This window comes from Labedaea rhizosphaerae, assembly GCF_004362825.1.
Classification (GTDB): Bacteria; Actinomycetota; Actinomycetes; order Mycobacteriales; family Pseudonocardiaceae; genus Labedaea; species Labedaea rhizosphaerae.
The window spans coordinates 539,766-554,259 of sequence record NZ_SNXZ01000003.1 but is presented as its reverse complement, the minus strand read 5'-3'; the positions used below and the strand labels follow the sequence as shown (position 1 = coordinate 554,259).

Genomic DNA, 14,494 nt, shown 5'->3' with positions numbered 1-14,494 from the left:
TCAGCCGCGTTTGTCCAGCGCCGCAACCGTTCGCTCGTCGGTCTCCATGACGATCGTGTGGTACGACTCGATCATCGACAACATCTTCTCGCGAGGACCCGCACGCCACCCTTCGCTGGCGTAGAAGTCCTCCTCGAGCTGCTTGTACGTCGACAGGTCGGTGAACGCGCGGATGAGGTAGGCCTCGGTGTGCCCCTCCTCGGCGACCAGCGACACGCCGGTGTCCAGCACCGCGATGCCGGCGGCGGCCTGCAGCGGCGCCGACTCCTCCGTCATCACCCGCACGAACTCCTCGCCGGTGCCCGGCGTGAGCCGGTAGGTGCGGAACTCGACGATCACCCGGGTGTCCCCTCGGTCAGCGTGACGATGTGCGCGACGGCCGCCGTCGGGTCCAGCCGCACGAAGTTGGCCTGGCCCCACCGCCACGTCTGCCCGGACACGAGGTCCTGCGCGGTGAGCTGGGCGCCCCAGCCGAAGCCGAGCGCCTCCAGGTCGAGCCAGAGCGTGCCCTGCTGCGCGTGGTAGGAGTCCAGCGTCACGACCACCAGCACGATGTCGCCCGTCGCTTCGTCCTTTTTGGAGTAGGCGAGCAGGGCGTCGTTGTCGACGTGGTGGAAGTGCAGGTTGCGGATCCAGCGCAGCGCCGGGTGGTTCTTGCGGATCTCGTTCAGCCGGGTCAGCCACGGCTCCAGCGACCGCTGGTCGAGCAGCGCGCCCGCGTAGTCGCGGTGGCGCAGCTGGTACTTCTCCGAGTCCAGGTACTCCTCGCTGCCCTCGAACACGGCCTGGTGCTCGAACAGCTCGAACCCGGAGTACACGCCCCACGTCGGCGCCATGGTCGCGGCCAGCGTGGCCCGGATCGCGAACATCGCCGGTCCACCGTGCTGCAGCGAAGCGTGCAGGATGTCCGGCGTGTTGACGAAGAGGTTCGGGCGCGCCTCGTCGGCGTGCTCGACCTGCTCGACGCCGAACTCGATCAGCTCCTGCTTGAAGGTGCGCCACGTGAAGTACGTGTAGGACTGGGTGAAGCCCAGCCGCGCGAGCCCGTAGAGCTTGGCGGGCCGGGTGAACGCCTCGGCGAGGAACAGGACGTCCGGGTCGGTTTCCTTGATCTCGCAGATCAGCCAGTGCCAGAAGTCGGGCGGCTTGGTGTGCGGGTTGTCGACCCGGAAGATCCGCACCCCGTGGTCGATCCAGTGCCGCACCACGCGCAGGACCTCGTTGTAGAGGCCCTTCGGGTCGTTGTCGAAGTTCAGCGGGTAGATGTCCTGGTAGCGCTTGGGCGGGTTCTCCGCGTACGCGATCGTGCCGTCCGGGCGGGTGGTGAACCACTCCGGGTGCTCGGTCACCCACGGGTGATCCGGCGCGCACTGCAGGGCCAGGTCGAGCGCCACTTCCAGGCCCAGCTCGTTCGCGCGGGCGACGAACGCGTCGAAGTCCTCGATCGTGCCCAGCAACGGGTGGATCGCGTCGTGGCCGCCGTCCTTGGAGCCGATCGCCCACGGCGAGCCGACGTCGCCCTCCTCGCACACCACGCTGTTGTTGCGGCCCTTGCGGTTCACCTCGCCGATCGGGTGGATCGGCGGCAGGTAGGCCACGTCGAAACCCATCGCGGCCGCGCGTTCGAGTTGCTGGGTGGCGGTTTTGAACGTGCCGTGGCGCACCGTGCCGTCGGCGTCGACCGGGCCGTTGGACCGCGGGAAGAACTCGTACCAGGCGCCGAAGAGAGCGCGCTCGCGATCGACGTGGATTCGCTGCTTGCGGCCCTTCGTGACCAGTTCGCGCACCGGGTGCTCGGTCATGATCGCGTGCACCGGCCCGGAGAGCGCCTCGGCGATGCGGGCGGGCAGCGGGCTGTCCTCGTCGAGCAGGCGCTCGGCCGCCGTCGAGAGCAGCGCGCGCTCCGCGGCCCGCTCCGGGCGCCCCGCCACCTCGGTCAGCAGCGCAGCGCCGGTGCGCAGGTCGTTGCGTAGTTCGTCGGCGCTCTGCGCGGCCGCGACCTTGACCTCCACGGCGTGCCGCCAGGTCGCCCACGGATCGCTCCACGCGTCCACGCGGAAGGTCCACATCCCCGGGTGGTCGGGCACGATCGTGGCCACCCACGAGTCGGCGTGCTCGTCGAGCACGGCCATGCGGGTCAGCCGGTGCGTCTCGTCCTCCGGGCCACGCCACACCACGGTCGCCGCGACCGCGTCGTGCCCTTCACGCCAGACCACCGCCCTGATCGGCACGTGTTCGCCGACGACGGCCTTGCTGGCCAGGCGGCCGCCGTCGAGGCTCGGGCGCACGTCGTCGATTCCCAGCCGACCGATCAAGGTGGTGCCTCCTCGGGTGCTGTCGGGATGCCGATCTCCATTCTTCCCGACTGGCGCCCGCGCGCCGGTCGAATGTGCGCGGTTGTGACCCCGCCGGGGCTCGCGGCTATCGTCGGTCGGCGTGAAAGCCGTACGTCGATTCACCGTCCGCGCCGGACTGCCCGCGCCGCTGGCCGCGCTGGCCACCCTCGCCACCAACCTGCGCTGGACCTGGCACCCGCCCACCCAGGACCTCTTCGCTGTGATCGACCCGCAGCTCTGGGAGCAGGTCGGCGCCAACCCGCTGCGCCTGCTGGCCGAGGTGCCGGCCGGCCGGATGGAGGAACTGGCCGCCGACCAGGAGTTCCTGTCCAGCACCCAGGCCCTGCACGACGACCTGCGGGCCTACCTGACCGGACCACGCTGGTACCAGCAGCGGGCCGAGGAGCTCGAGGGTGGGTTGCCCGAGTCGATCGCGTACTTCTCGATGGAGTTCGGCGTCCACGAGGCGCTGCCCAACTACTCCGGTGGCCTCGGCGTGCTCGCCGGTGACCACCTCAAGGCAGCTTCCGACCAAGGTGTTCCGCTGATCGGCGTAGGCCTGCTCTACCGCTCGGGCTATTTCCGCCAGTCGCTCTCGCTGGACGGCTGGCAGGTGGAGCACTACCCGGTGCTCGACCCGCGCGGCCTGCCGCTCGAGCCGCTGGTCGACCGCACCGGCGCGCCGATCCTCGTGCACGTTTCCATGCCCGGCGGCCGGGTGCTGCGGGCCCGGATCTGGCTGGCCAACGTCGGGCGCGTCCCGCTGCTGCTGCTCGACTCCGACATCCCGGAGAACGGTGGCGAGGACTCCGACCTGCGTGGCGTCACCGACCGGCTCTACGGCGGCGACCAGAACCACCGGATCCGCCAGGAGATCCTGGCCGGCATCGGCGGCGTGCGGGCGGTCCGCACGTTCTGCGAGCTGACCGGGCACCCGCAGCCGGTCGTGTTCCACACCAACGAGGGCCACGCGGGCTTCCTGGGCCTCGAACGGCTGCGTGAGCTGGTCGCGGGCGAGGGCCTGGACTTCGAGGAAGCCCTGTCCGCGGTGCGCGCGGGCACGGTGTTCACCACCCACACGCCGGTGCCCGCGGGCATCGACCGCTTCCCGGTCGACCTCGTGCAGCACTACTTCGGCGACGGCATGCTGCTGCCCTCGATCGAGCCGTCGCGCGTGCTCGCGCTGGGGGCCGAGGACAACCCCGGCATGTTCAACATGGCCCACATGGGCCTGCGGCTCGCGCAGCGGGCCAACGGCGTCTCGCAGCTGCACGGCGCGGTCAGCCGGCGCATGTTCGGCGGCCTGTGGTCGGGCTTCGACGTCGAGGAGGTGCCGATCACCTCGGTCACCAACGGCGTGCACGGCCCGACGTGGGCGGCGCGGGAGACCAGCGCCCAGCTCGGTGACGTGATCACCAGCGAGATCGACGACGAGAAGCTGGCCTCGGTCAGCGACCTGCAGCTCTGGCGGCTGCGGTCGGTGCTGCGGGCGACGCTCGTGGACGAGGTGCGGTCACGGCTGCGTGCGGCCTGGCTGCAGCGCGGCGCGTCGGCGCTGGAGCTCGGCTGGACCGACAGCGTGTTCGACCCGGAGGTGCTGACCGTCGGCTTCGCCCGCCGCGTGCCCACATACAAGCGGTTGACGCTGATGCTGCGCGACCCGGACCGGTTGCGGCAGTTGCTGCTGCACCCCACCCGGCCGGTGCAGCTGGTGGTGGCCGGCAAGTCGCACCCCGCCGACGACGGCGGCAAGGCGTTGATCCAGCAGATCGTCCGGTTCGCCGACGAGGCCGACGTCCGGCACCGGATCGTGTTCCTGCCCGACTACGACATGTCGATGGCCCGGTACCTGTACTGGGGCTGTGACGTGTGGCTGAACAACCCGATGCGGCCGTTGGAGGCGTGCGGCACCTCCGGGATGAAGTCCGCCCTGAACGGCGGGCTGAACCTGTCCATCCGCGACGGGTGGTGGGACGAGTTCTACGACGGCAGCAACGGCTGGGCCATCCCCACCGCCGACGGTGTCGCGGACCCGATCCGCCGCGACGACCTCGAAGCGGCCGCCTTGTACGAGCTGCTGGGCAACCAGGTGGCGCCGTTGTTCTACGACCGCGGCGAGGACGGCGTGCCGTCGCGGTGGATGGCGATGGTCCGGCACACGCTGGCCACCCTGGGCCCGCGGGTGCAGGCCTCGCGCATGGTGCGTGAGTACGTCGAGGCCGCCTACGCGCCGGCCGCCTTGTCGGTCGGCTCGGCCACCGCCGACGGGTACCAGGCGGCGAAGGACCTGGCGGCCTACCGCTCCCGGTTGTCCGGGCACTGGACGCACGTGCGGGTCGTGGACTGCGAGTTGGCGTTGGGCGACGGGACGCCGGTGATCGGCGACCGGGTCGCCGTGCACGCCACCGTGGACCTGGCCGGCCTGGACGACTCCGACGTCGCCGTCCAGGCCGTCGTCGGTCGCGTGGACGACACCGACGAGCTGCGTGACGTGACCACGGTCGTCATGCACCCCAACGGGGACGGGCGGTACGCGGCCGAGCTTGCGCTGCCGTACGTGGGCGCTTTGGGCGTGACCGCGCGGATCCTGCCCCGCCACGACCTGCTCGCCAGCCCCGCCGAACTGGGCAAGGTCGTGCTGGCCTAGCGGCTCGCTCCCGGGCCTCGTCCGTCGACGGGGCCCGGGATCAGCTGATGGACAACCGCTGCCGCAGCACCGTGATCCGCGGCAGCCACGGCACCAGCGCCTCCGCCTTGGCCAGGCTCACGCGTGCCGCCGCGTTGTCGCCCTCGGCCATGTACGCGGCGGTCAAGGTGGCCAGGTCGTTGGCCCGCACCAGCGGCTCGTCGGTGACCGCCGCGGCCTGGCCCGCCAACGCGACCGCCCGCGCCGTGTCCCCGGTCAGCAAGGCGAGCAACGCACGCGTCCCGAGCAGCTTCACCGTGTGGTACCCGAGGGTTTCGGCATTCGCGAGCGCCATGGCCGCCGTGGACAAACCGGTCTCGCTGTCCAGCTGACCCGCTTCCACGGTGACGCAGGCGATCCCGGCGAGGGCGGCGAAGTTCACCGCTGCCTCGTGGGGTTCCTGGGTCCGGTCACCGGCCAGCTTCACCGTCAGGAGCATCGCTTCGGCATAGCGGCCGCGCAGTTCCAGGACCGCGGTGCGGACCGCGAGGGCGGCCGGGAGGTCCGGGTACCGGGCGGCCAGTTCGGCGGCCAGGCGTTCGGCGGTGTCGAGATCCCCGGCCTCCGCGGCCTTGAACGCGGTGGTGACCATCGGGGCCGCGGTGAGCTGGTCGGCCGCGCGGCCGGTCAGGCGGGGCACGCGGAAGAGCAGCCAGCCCACGGTGGTGGTGCGGACGGTCTGCTGTGGGCGCAGTTCGGGGGCCACCAGCAGCACGGCGCCGGCCGTCGCCGCGACCCAGAAGGGCGCGCCGTCGATGGCGGCGAAGGTGAGCCCCGCGACCGTCAGCAGGGCGAAGAGCAGGGCCACCCCGGCCGTGGCCGCCATGCGTCTGCGGACCGGTGCCTTGCCCGGGGCGACCGAGACCCACAGGATCACCGGCACGGCGCGCAACATCAGCAACTGCTGCGGCTTGCGCCGCTCCCACACCCGGGCGCCGACGCCGAGCACGACCCGGTGCACCCGCACGCCGAGAACCAGCGCGCCGAGCAGCATGCCCAGGTTCAGGGCGTCCAGGCCGAGGACGGCCCCGGCGAAGAGGCCGAGCACGCCCATCGCGGTGTCCTCGACCGTCCGGTAGACGACGGCCAGGACGAGAACCGTGGCCAGCGGCACGTACACGAACGGATGGCGAAGGATGCGCACTTCCTGCAAGACGCGCCTCCACCCGGTCCGGTTCCCCACCTGTCACACGTTCATCGCTCGCACCGATCAGCATCGACCGTCCACGGCGTGCGCGCTTCCGTGGCCGGGGCAAGAGTTGGGGTGGGTGGCGCTGCCTTCAAGGGCACCGTGGCCCTTGAGACGCCGCGACTTCTCGGACACGACGGACTTCCAGGGCGCCGCAGACCCTTCAGGGCACAGCAGACGCTCAGGGCACAGCAGGCGTTCCGCCGGGCTGAACAGGCAGCCCGGCCGCGGCCCACGCCCGGAACCCGCCGATCAGGTCGGTGGCGTTGGGCAGGCCGAGGTGTTTGAGGTCGCGTGCGGCCAGGCTCGACGAATAGCCCTCGTTGCAGACCACGATCACCGGCGTCGTGGCGGTGAAACCGGGCATCCGGTGCTCGCCCTCGGGGTCGAGGCGCCACTCCAGGTGGATGCGTTCGACCGGCACCGAACCGGGGATCTCGCCCTCGGCCGCGCGGTTGGCGATGGGGCGGATGTCCACGATGAGGGCGCCGTCCGCGCGCATCCGGTCGGCCTCGGCGGGCTCGACCCGGGTCAGTTCGGCCCGGGCTTGGGCAAGCAGGTCGTCGACAGCACTCATGGGATCTCCGCGGGGATGTCGGACAGGCTGACGTACTCCCTGGTCGGCACCAGGGGTGGCGAGTAGGCGTGCACGGTCGCGGCCCGTTCGCGGCTTTCGTTGCGCACCTGGTGCGCCCGTCCGGCGCCGAACCCGATCGACGCGCCGGTGACGTGCCGCTGCTCGCGGACCGGTCCGGCCGGGTACCGGTAGGACTCGGCGACCTCGCCGAGCAGCACGGTGAACGAGCCGGACGCGCCGCCGTGGTCGTGTGGTGCGGTCCGCTGGCCGGGCAGCCACGAGAGCAGCCACAACTCCACGCCGTCGGTCAGCGCGAGCCGGGTCCACCACCGCTTCGGCTCGGTGAACCGCAGCAGGCCGAGCAGCGGCGTGGCCAGGTCGGCGGCCACCGTGGACGTGAGTTCACGCAGTTCCCGCGGCTTCCAGAGATCGCGCTCGGGGCGGACGAGGCCGGGCAGGGTGGGCAGTGCGGGGTGCAGGTCGATGGCCGGTGCGGTCATGGGGTGCTCCTGTGGGTGGGGTGGTCGGCGGGTGCGTGATCACGCACCCGGACACCCACACGACGCGACCAGGGCGAGGTCGATCGGGCGGTCGCGCCACAAGGTCACCGGCATGCGGGGCATGGTGGCACACCGGACTCGGCCGGCACTCGGCTTCTCAAACCCTGGATCAGCCTCGGAGACCGAGCTTTGCTACAGCAGCCTCGGTGCCCGCAGCAACAACACCGTCCGGCCCGGCACCGTCACCGTGGCGTCCGGGGCGAGGGTGGACGAGTCGGCAGGCACGCCGTTGGGGCTGCCGGTGTCGAGGACCGGCTGGAACGACGAGCCGAACTTCGCCCCCGGCAGGGTCACTTCCACCTCGTCGGCGCCGGCGTGCAGCACCACCAGCCACGAGTGGTCGGACACCAGGTCGCCTTCGCGGTTGCGGGCCAGGCTTTCCGAGCCGTCGATCCACATGCCCAGGGTCCGGCGGCTGTCGTCGAACCAGTCGTGGTCGGTCATGGGGCGGCCGTCGGCGCGCAGCCACACCAGGTCCGGTTCGCCCGAGCGGGTGGGGCGCCCGTCGAAGAACTGGGGCTGGCGCAGGGCGGGGGACCGGTGGCGAAGCATGGTCAGCTGCCGCACGAACGCCAGCAGATCGTCCGGAGTGGACGACCAGTCGACCCACGTCGTCTCGTCGTCCAGGCAGTAGGCGTTGTTGTTGCCGCCCTGGGTGCGGCCTAACTCGTCGCCTGCCGTGAGCATGGGGGTGCCGGTCGACAACAACAGCGTGGCCAGCATGTTGCGGACCTGCCGGCGGCGCAGGGCGACGATGTCGGGATCCGTCGTCTCGCCTTCGACGCCGTGGTTCCACGAGCGGTTGTCGTTGGTGCCGTCGCGGTTGTCCTCGCCGTTGGCCTCGTTGTGCTTTTCGTTGTAGGACACCAGGTCGCGCAAGGTGAACCCGTCGTGCGCGGTGACGAAGTTGACCGACGCCCACGGCCTGCGGCGGTTGTTGCCGTAGAGGTCCGACGAGCCGGAGAGCCGGTACGCCAGGTCGCGCACCCCGGTCGCGCCCCGCCAGAAGTCCCGCACGGTGTCGCGGTAGCGGCCGTTCCACTCCGCCCACTGCGCGCCGAACCCGCCCACCCGGTAGCCCTCGGCGGTCGCGTCCCACGGCTCGGCGATCAGCTTCGTCGTGCACAGCAACGGATCGGTGGCGATGGCCGTGAGCAGCGGCGCGTGCGGGTGGAACCCGCCACCACCGGGACGGCCGAGCACGCTCGCGAGGTCGAACCGGAAGCCGTCGACGCCGAGCGCGACCCAGCGGCGCAGCGCATCGGTCACCAACCGCACGACGGCAGGCGAACCGGCGTCGAGGGTGTTGCCGCAGCCGGTCAGGTCGTGGTCGCGCCCGCCCCGGTCGAGCAGGTAGTACGCGGGCGCGTCCAGCCCACGCAACGACAGCGTCGGCCCGCTCACGCCGCCCTCGCAGGTGTGGTTGAACACCACGTCGAGGATCACCTCGATGCCCTCGGCGTGCAGCGCCGCGACCATCGTGCGGAACTCCTCGACCTCGGCGCCCGGTCGCGAGGCGTAGCCCGGGTGCGGCGCGAGGAAGGCCAGCGTCGAGTAGCCCCAGTAGTTGTGGCGCCCGCCCTTGAGCAGGGCCGGCTCGTCGGAGAAGGCGTTGACCGGCAACAACTCCACCGCGGTGACGCCCAGGCGCACGAGGTGCTCGACGACGGCGGGCTGAGCCAGCCCGAGGTAGGTGCCGCGCTGCTCGGGCGGCACTTCGGGGTGGCGCTGGGTGAAGCCGCGCACATGCAGTTCGTAGAGCACGGTCTCCTCGAACGGCACCTCGGGCCGGGTGCCGGTGTCGGCCCCGCCCGGCGCCGTGACCACCGACAACGGGACGTGCCCGAGTGAGTCCACAGTGGACCGGGGACCGGTCATCGGGTCGCCCCGGTAGCCCAGCGCCGGCTCGAGTTCGGTCAGCCCGCCGGTGACGCGGTAGGCGTACGGGTCGACCAGCAGCTTGTGCGGGTTGCAGCGCAGCCCGTTGGCCGGGTCGTACGGGCCGTGCACGCGGAAGCCGTAGCGCTGCCCGGCGGTGACGCCCGGGACCACGCCGTGCCAGACACCGAAGGTCTGCTCGGTCAGCTCGACTCTGCGTTCGCTCCCGGGCTCGTCGCCCTCGCCGTCGACCAGGCACACCTCGACGGCCTCCGCGACCGCCGAGGTCACCGCGAACCGCACGCCGCCACCCTCGGGGTGGGCGCCGAGCGGGAACGGCCATCCGGGCCGCACGTCCGGGGTGATCTTGTCGGCTGACACCCCGTCATACTGCCTGATCCCACCGACAGCGGGCCATGGCGCTGCCCTGCGGATCCGTGGTCGCGGTCTTCGCGCCGAGGCGGCCCCTGGCGGCGTTGGCGGAAAGCCCGAGTACCTCCGGTACGAGGGCTTCCCGCCGCCTTGCCAGGAACCACCTCGATCACGAAGCCCATCGACCGAGATCCACAGGACAGCGCCTAGAGCTGATAGGTGATGTTTTCGAACGTCTCGTCCTCGACCGGGGCGGGCCGTCGCCGCGCCGGAGCAGGTTTGGGCTGCTCAACCGGGGTTTCGGCCGCTGGTTCCCGCGCTGGGTCGGTAGCCGGGTCAGCCGCTCGATCCGGTTGTGCGGACGCCACGATGGCCGCGAACAACGCCTGGTGCCGGTCCCAGCCGAGCGTCTGCGGCGCCGCCAGGGTGAGCAGCAGCATCCGCGGCTGACCCGGCTCCGGGATCAACGCCTGCAACTGCAGCGTCATCGGCTTGCGGGCCCGCGCCTGCTCCACGCCGGGCACCCGGTTCGCGATGACGGCGAGCCCGAGGCCGGTCCGCATGGTCGCGGTCTCCCGCACGTCGGGGCCGCCGACGTTCTCCAGCGACTCGCGCAGCTGCTCGGCGCTGTCGGTGCTGTCGGCGTCCCAGCCGTCGGGCACGTCCAGCATCACGCCGGTGAGCAGCGCCGCACCACAACCGGGCGGGGCGAGCACCGCCATCAGGAACGCCCCGCCGCGCACCGCCGTCTCCACCGCCTCGGCCGCGGCCGCCTCCAGGTCGCCGGACGAGCCGTCCGGCGCGTCGCGCAGCTTCGCCATGATCGCGGCGAACGTCCGCACGGCCTCGTCGTGGCGCTGCAGCGGCACCTGGACGGCCTCCGCAGGCAATGCGATCCGCATCGAGTCGTCCCGCCTACTTCCCGTGGTGGGTGGCGTTCTTCGCCGCGTCCGTGAGCTCGCTCTTGCCCCAGCCCGCCAGCGAGTCGACGCTCGGGTTCAGGAACGCCTTGAGCCCGTTGAGCGTGCGCTTGTCGCCCGCCGACTGCTTGTAGTCCGGGTCGGCGGCCTGGTGGATCTTGTCGACGCTGTCCACGGTGCCCGCCGCCGCCTCGTGCGCCGAGCGCCACCGGCCGATGGCCTCGTAGTTGCTGCGGTCGACGCCGGGCAGGTGCTTGCCGAGCGCCTCGCCCTTCTTCTCCAGCCCCTCCCGCGTCGCGGCTTTGGCCTCGGCGCGGGCCATGACGTCGTCGCCGCGAGCGGCCTTCATGTCCTTGATGCCCTTGACCACCTTGGCGAAGTTGGTCGAGTCCACCGTGTCCTTGCCCGCCTGCTTCAGGCCCTGCTTGAGCGCGACACCCTCGCCCCGCCTGAGCACCTGCTTGCCCAGCGCGCCGGCCGGAGCCGTGACCGCCTTGGTCGGCACCGCGCCGATCGCGATCTCGGCCATGGACGGGGCGTTCTTCGAGCCCTCGATCTTCTGGCCGATCGCGGCGACGGTGTGCACGGCACCCGCACCCGCGGCAACCGTGCCGGCCACCGGTGCGACGACCTCGCCCGCCACCGGCACCACCAGCGACGCGGCCGCGATCGTGCCGGACACCGTCGACACGATGTCGGTGGTCTTCGAGACGCCGTCGGTGATCTGCACGAGCCAGCCGTCGTTCTCCGGCTGGAACGAGTCGTCCTCGCCTGCCTTGACGCCCTCGGCCGCCTGGTTCGCCTGCTGCAGGTGCCGCTTCTGCAACGCCTTGGCCCGGTTGATCACCTGCTGGTAGGCGAAGTCCGCGGCCATCGCCCGCAGGATCGCCGTGTCGGCCTTGGCGTTCGCGCCGGCCTGCTCGTGCGGGCCCGCGTTGGCCGCGTGCCGGATCGCCGTGGCCTCCTGCTGGTGCATGAGCTCGGCGTCCTTCTTGGCCTTCTCGGCCTCCTTCTCCAGCACCTCGGTGGTCTGCTGGTTGCAGGTGAGCTGGCCGTACCAGGTGGACAGCGCCTTGGCCGCGTTGGCCATCGACTGGCTGCCGGAGTTGAACGCCTGGGGCAGGTCGTCGCCGTTGTCGTGGAAGTCGTCGGCCGCGTCGCCGTCCCAGTCGTCGGAGACGTCGAGCGCGTCGGCCATCCGGCTCGCGCACTCCCCGAGGGTCACCTGCGCGGTCAGCAGTTTGCTGATGACCTCCTGGACCGCGCCGGCGTTGCCGGGCGTCGGGTCGAAACCCAGCGCCGGGAAGCTGCGGATCTCGCACATCGCCACGTCGCTCAGCCTCCCTGCTGCTGGGCCTGGGCGACGAGCGCCTGGGTCTGGGCGGCCATCTTGACCTTGAACCGGTCCGCGCCCTCCTGCTCGAGGGTGTCGTAGTTGGTGACCGCGTTGCTCACGCTGTCGGCCATGGTGCCGATGTGGTCGGCGATGTTGCCCAGACCGTCGCGCCAGTGGTCGGCCACCTCGGCCACCGCCGAGCTGATGTCGCCGGGCCCGAGCTCGGCGCCGTAGAGCTCGAGCTGGTCGGCGGCGGACTGCACGGTGTCCACCAGTGCGCGCAGCTCACCGATGCGAATTGCCAGGCTGTCCGTGTTGACGGTGTAGCCCTTGCCGGTCATCAATGCTCCTCGGGCCGGTCGTTCGTTGCTTGGTAGTACAGCGCCACGGGTGCGGCGGCGGCCAACGGTGGTGCGCACCTCGACAAGATCGCCGCTCAACTGGTCATCAGGGCATCACGGGGATGAGGGACCGGCGGTGACCTCGGCGGGGCGACGGTACTGGGCCACCGCACGCAGGAACAGGGCGCGCCGCGTCGCCCAGCCGTCGGCACCGCGGGCCTGCAAGGTCAACATCACCAGCTGCTCGCCACCGGGCTGCAGCACGAACGCCCGCATCCGGTTCGCCTTGCCCGGGCGCCTGCCGCCGTCGCGGTTGCGCTGACGGCCGCTCGCGAGCGACTCCGCGATCAGCGCCGGGCCGAGCGCGGCGGCGATGACGAAGGTCGCCCACAGCCCGTCCTCGGTGCCGGGCAGCAACCCGGCGTCGCGCAGCGGTGCGACGCTCGTGCCGTCCCACTGCGGCGGTGCGGGCAGCACGACCCCGGTGTAGTCGCCCGGCGCCGGCTCGGCGGCGAGCAGCGCGTCGGGGAGCGGGCCGGCCTCCCTGCGGTGGTCGGTGATTTGCGGGGTGCCCTGGCCGCTGGGCTGGCTCGCCGACTTGCCCTGGTCGGCGGCGACCTGCTGACCCGGGGCCGCGGCCAGGTGGTGCGGCGCGGGTTCGTGGGGTGCCTGCTGGCTCGGCTGGCCGGTGCTGGGCGCGGCACTCGGCGTTGGGCTCGGCGTGGGGTTCGGCGCCGGGTTCGGGGGCGTCGCCGGGCTTGCGCCGGACGCGGTGTCGGAGGGCGGCGGGGCGACGGTGGCGGTCTCGGCGGTGGTGGTGGCGAGCGGCGCCGGGGTGGCCGGGGTGGCCGTGTGGCCGAGTGCGGTGGCCGTTGCCGGGGTGGCCGTTGCCGCGGTGGCCGGGGGAGTTGGCCGGATCGGGTGCGGCTCGGCGGATGCCGGGTTGCCGCCGTGGTGGGGCTGCCGGTCCGGGGTCCGGCCACCGCCGTGGTCGGCGGGTTGCCGGTCCGGGGTCTGGTGGGCGGGCCGTCGGGCCGGGGCCGGATCGGCCGGGGCCACGTGGTGGACCGGCTCGCTGGACCGGACGGCTTCGTAGGTTCGTGTCGCCGCCGAGGGCCGGTGCACTGGCGTGCTCGGCACCGCGTCCCGGACGGTGGTGCGCACCGCGTGCGCAGGCGTCGTGACGACCCGGGTCACCGCTGGTTCCTGGTGGTGGGTGGTGGTCGGGCGGTGGTCCGCGATCGCCGCGACCGGCTCGGGCACCGGCGGGGCGAGGACCGCTGCAGCCGGGCGGGTGGTCTCGACACCGGGGCGCACGGTGGCCGAGTCGACAGGGATCCCGCTGACGGGCGCGATCGGGCTGACCGGGGCGGCCGCCGCGCCGGTCAGGCCGGTCGGATCGGCCGGGAAGTCCGCCGGATCGATCGGTGCGGACGTGGCGGGGGCGATGGGCAGCACCGGCCAGCCGGCGTCGCCGGGCTGAGCGCCGAGGGGCAGCGCCACCACGGGATCGGTCTCGCCCGGCAACGTGATCGTGGCCACCTGCCCGGTCCACGCGCTCGTGCCGCCGACGCCGGTGGCGACCCCGTCCCCGGCGGCGACGGGCCAGCTGGTCGACGGCGGGGTGCCACGCAGGACCGCCGCCGCGGTGTCCGCCTCGCGCAGGTGGCGCCGGGCCAGGCGATGAGCGGCGCGCAGCGTGGTCGCGAGCCGGGTGCGCAGGGTGGCCAGGTGCTGCTGCGCGCCGTGCAGGGCGGCCTCGGCTTGGGACCGGTGGGGCCCCGTGGTCGCGGCCAGCCGGGTGTCCGCGGCGAGGACCTCGCGTTCGGCTTCGCCGATCTCGGTGCGCAACTGCTTGGCGGTCTTGTCCAGCCGTTCCGCGGCGTGCTGGTTGACCAGCAACTGCCCGTGCCAGGTGTGCAACGCCTGGCTCGCCGCCCGCAACTCGCCGTGGGCCGTCTCCAGTGCGCCGGGCACCGGGGCACCCACGGCGGCGAAGCCTTCGGCGCAGGCGCCCTGCCAGTCGCCGGCGGTGAGCACCGAGCGCAGCGAGCCGGGCGAACCGGCGAGTCGATCACCCGCGCCCGCCATGGCATCGGCCGCCGCGCGGACGTCACCCGCGTTGCCGGGCGCCGGGTCGAACCCCAGGCCCGCGAACTTTCCTCGCACTTGCGCTCCTCCGCTCACCAACGTCCGCAGTGAACCGGCGGCGTGTCGCACCCGGCCAGGCGCGCTGCCCAGGGAGGCAAGCGGAGGGCACCCATGCGCAAACGACACAATGGGCGGTGACTGGCACGGA

General features: G+C 72.3%; 11 protein-coding genes. 1 reads left to right on the top strand and 10 read right to left on the bottom strand.

Annotated features, from left to right (window positions below):
• Entirely contained in the window at positions 1-339 is a 339-nt protein-coding gene (locus EV186_RS19590) for an NIPSNAP family protein (RefSeq protein ID WP_133850761.1), read from the bottom strand.
• Entirely contained in the window at positions 336-2,315 is a 1,980-nt protein-coding gene (locus EV186_RS19585) for an alpha-1,4-glucan--maltose-1-phosphate maltosyltransferase (RefSeq protein WP_133850760.1), read from the bottom strand. Before EV186_RS19585 ends, EV186_RS19590 begins: the two co-directional genes overlap by 4 nt.
• A gap of 121 nt (positions 2,316-2,436) precedes the next feature.
• Here EV186_RS19585 and glgP point away from each other — a divergent pair, with 121 nt between their 5' ends.
• Positions 2,437-4,983, top strand: coding sequence for an alpha-glucan family phosphorylase (gene glgP, locus EV186_RS19580; protein WP_133850759.1), 2,547 nt, complete (start codon positions 2,437-2,439; stop codon positions 4,981-4,983).
• A gap of 40 nt (positions 4,984-5,023) precedes the next feature.
• On the opposite strand, the gene EV186_RS19575 is transcribed toward glgP, so the two are convergent.
• The 8 genes from EV186_RS19575 to EV186_RS19540 form a co-directional block, all read right to left on the bottom strand.
• Positions 5,024-6,175, bottom strand: a complete 1,152-nt coding sequence (locus tag EV186_RS19575) for a hypothetical protein (RefSeq protein ID WP_133850758.1) — start codon at positions 6,173-6,175, stop codon at positions 5,024-5,026.
• A gap of 217 nt (positions 6,176-6,392) precedes the next feature.
• Complete coding sequence (locus EV186_RS19570; protein WP_133850757.1) at positions 6,393-6,788, bottom strand: rhodanese-like domain-containing protein; 396 nt, start codon at positions 6,786-6,788, stop codon at positions 6,393-6,395.
• Positions 6,785-7,288, bottom strand: coding sequence for a cysteine dioxygenase (locus tag EV186_RS19565; RefSeq protein WP_133850756.1), 504 nt, complete (start codon positions 7,286-7,288; stop codon positions 6,785-6,787). The genes EV186_RS19570 and EV186_RS19565 overlap by 4 nt, the downstream gene beginning before the upstream one ends.
• Before the next feature lie 192 nt (positions 7,289-7,480).
• Positions 7,481-9,607 carry a glycogen debranching protein GlgX gene (gene glgX, locus EV186_RS19560; RefSeq protein ID WP_133850755.1) on the bottom strand — a complete coding sequence of 709 codons (2,127 nt, stop codon included), beginning with the start codon at positions 9,605-9,607 and terminating at the stop codon, positions 7,481-7,483.
• Positions 9,608-9,804: 197 nt separating this feature from the next.
• Positions 9,805-10,500, bottom strand: a complete 696-nt coding sequence (locus EV186_RS19555; RefSeq protein ID WP_133850754.1) for a hypothetical protein — start codon at positions 10,498-10,500, stop codon at positions 9,805-9,807.
• Between the two features lie 13 nt (positions 10,501-10,513).
• Entirely contained in the window at positions 10,514-11,848 is a 1,335-nt protein-coding gene (locus EV186_RS38975; protein ID WP_166659238.1) for a hypothetical protein, read from the bottom strand.
• A gap of 5 nt (positions 11,849-11,853) precedes the next feature.
• Positions 11,854-12,195, bottom strand: a complete 342-nt coding sequence (locus tag EV186_RS19545) for a WXG100 family type VII secretion target (RefSeq protein WP_133850753.1) — start codon at positions 12,193-12,195, stop codon at positions 11,854-11,856.
• A 114-nt stretch (positions 12,196-12,309) separates the two neighbouring features.
• Entirely contained in the window at positions 12,310-14,364 is a 2,055-nt protein-coding gene (locus EV186_RS19540) for a hypothetical protein (RefSeq protein WP_133850752.1), read from the bottom strand.
• Between the last annotated feature and the right edge of the window lie 130 nt (positions 14,365-14,494).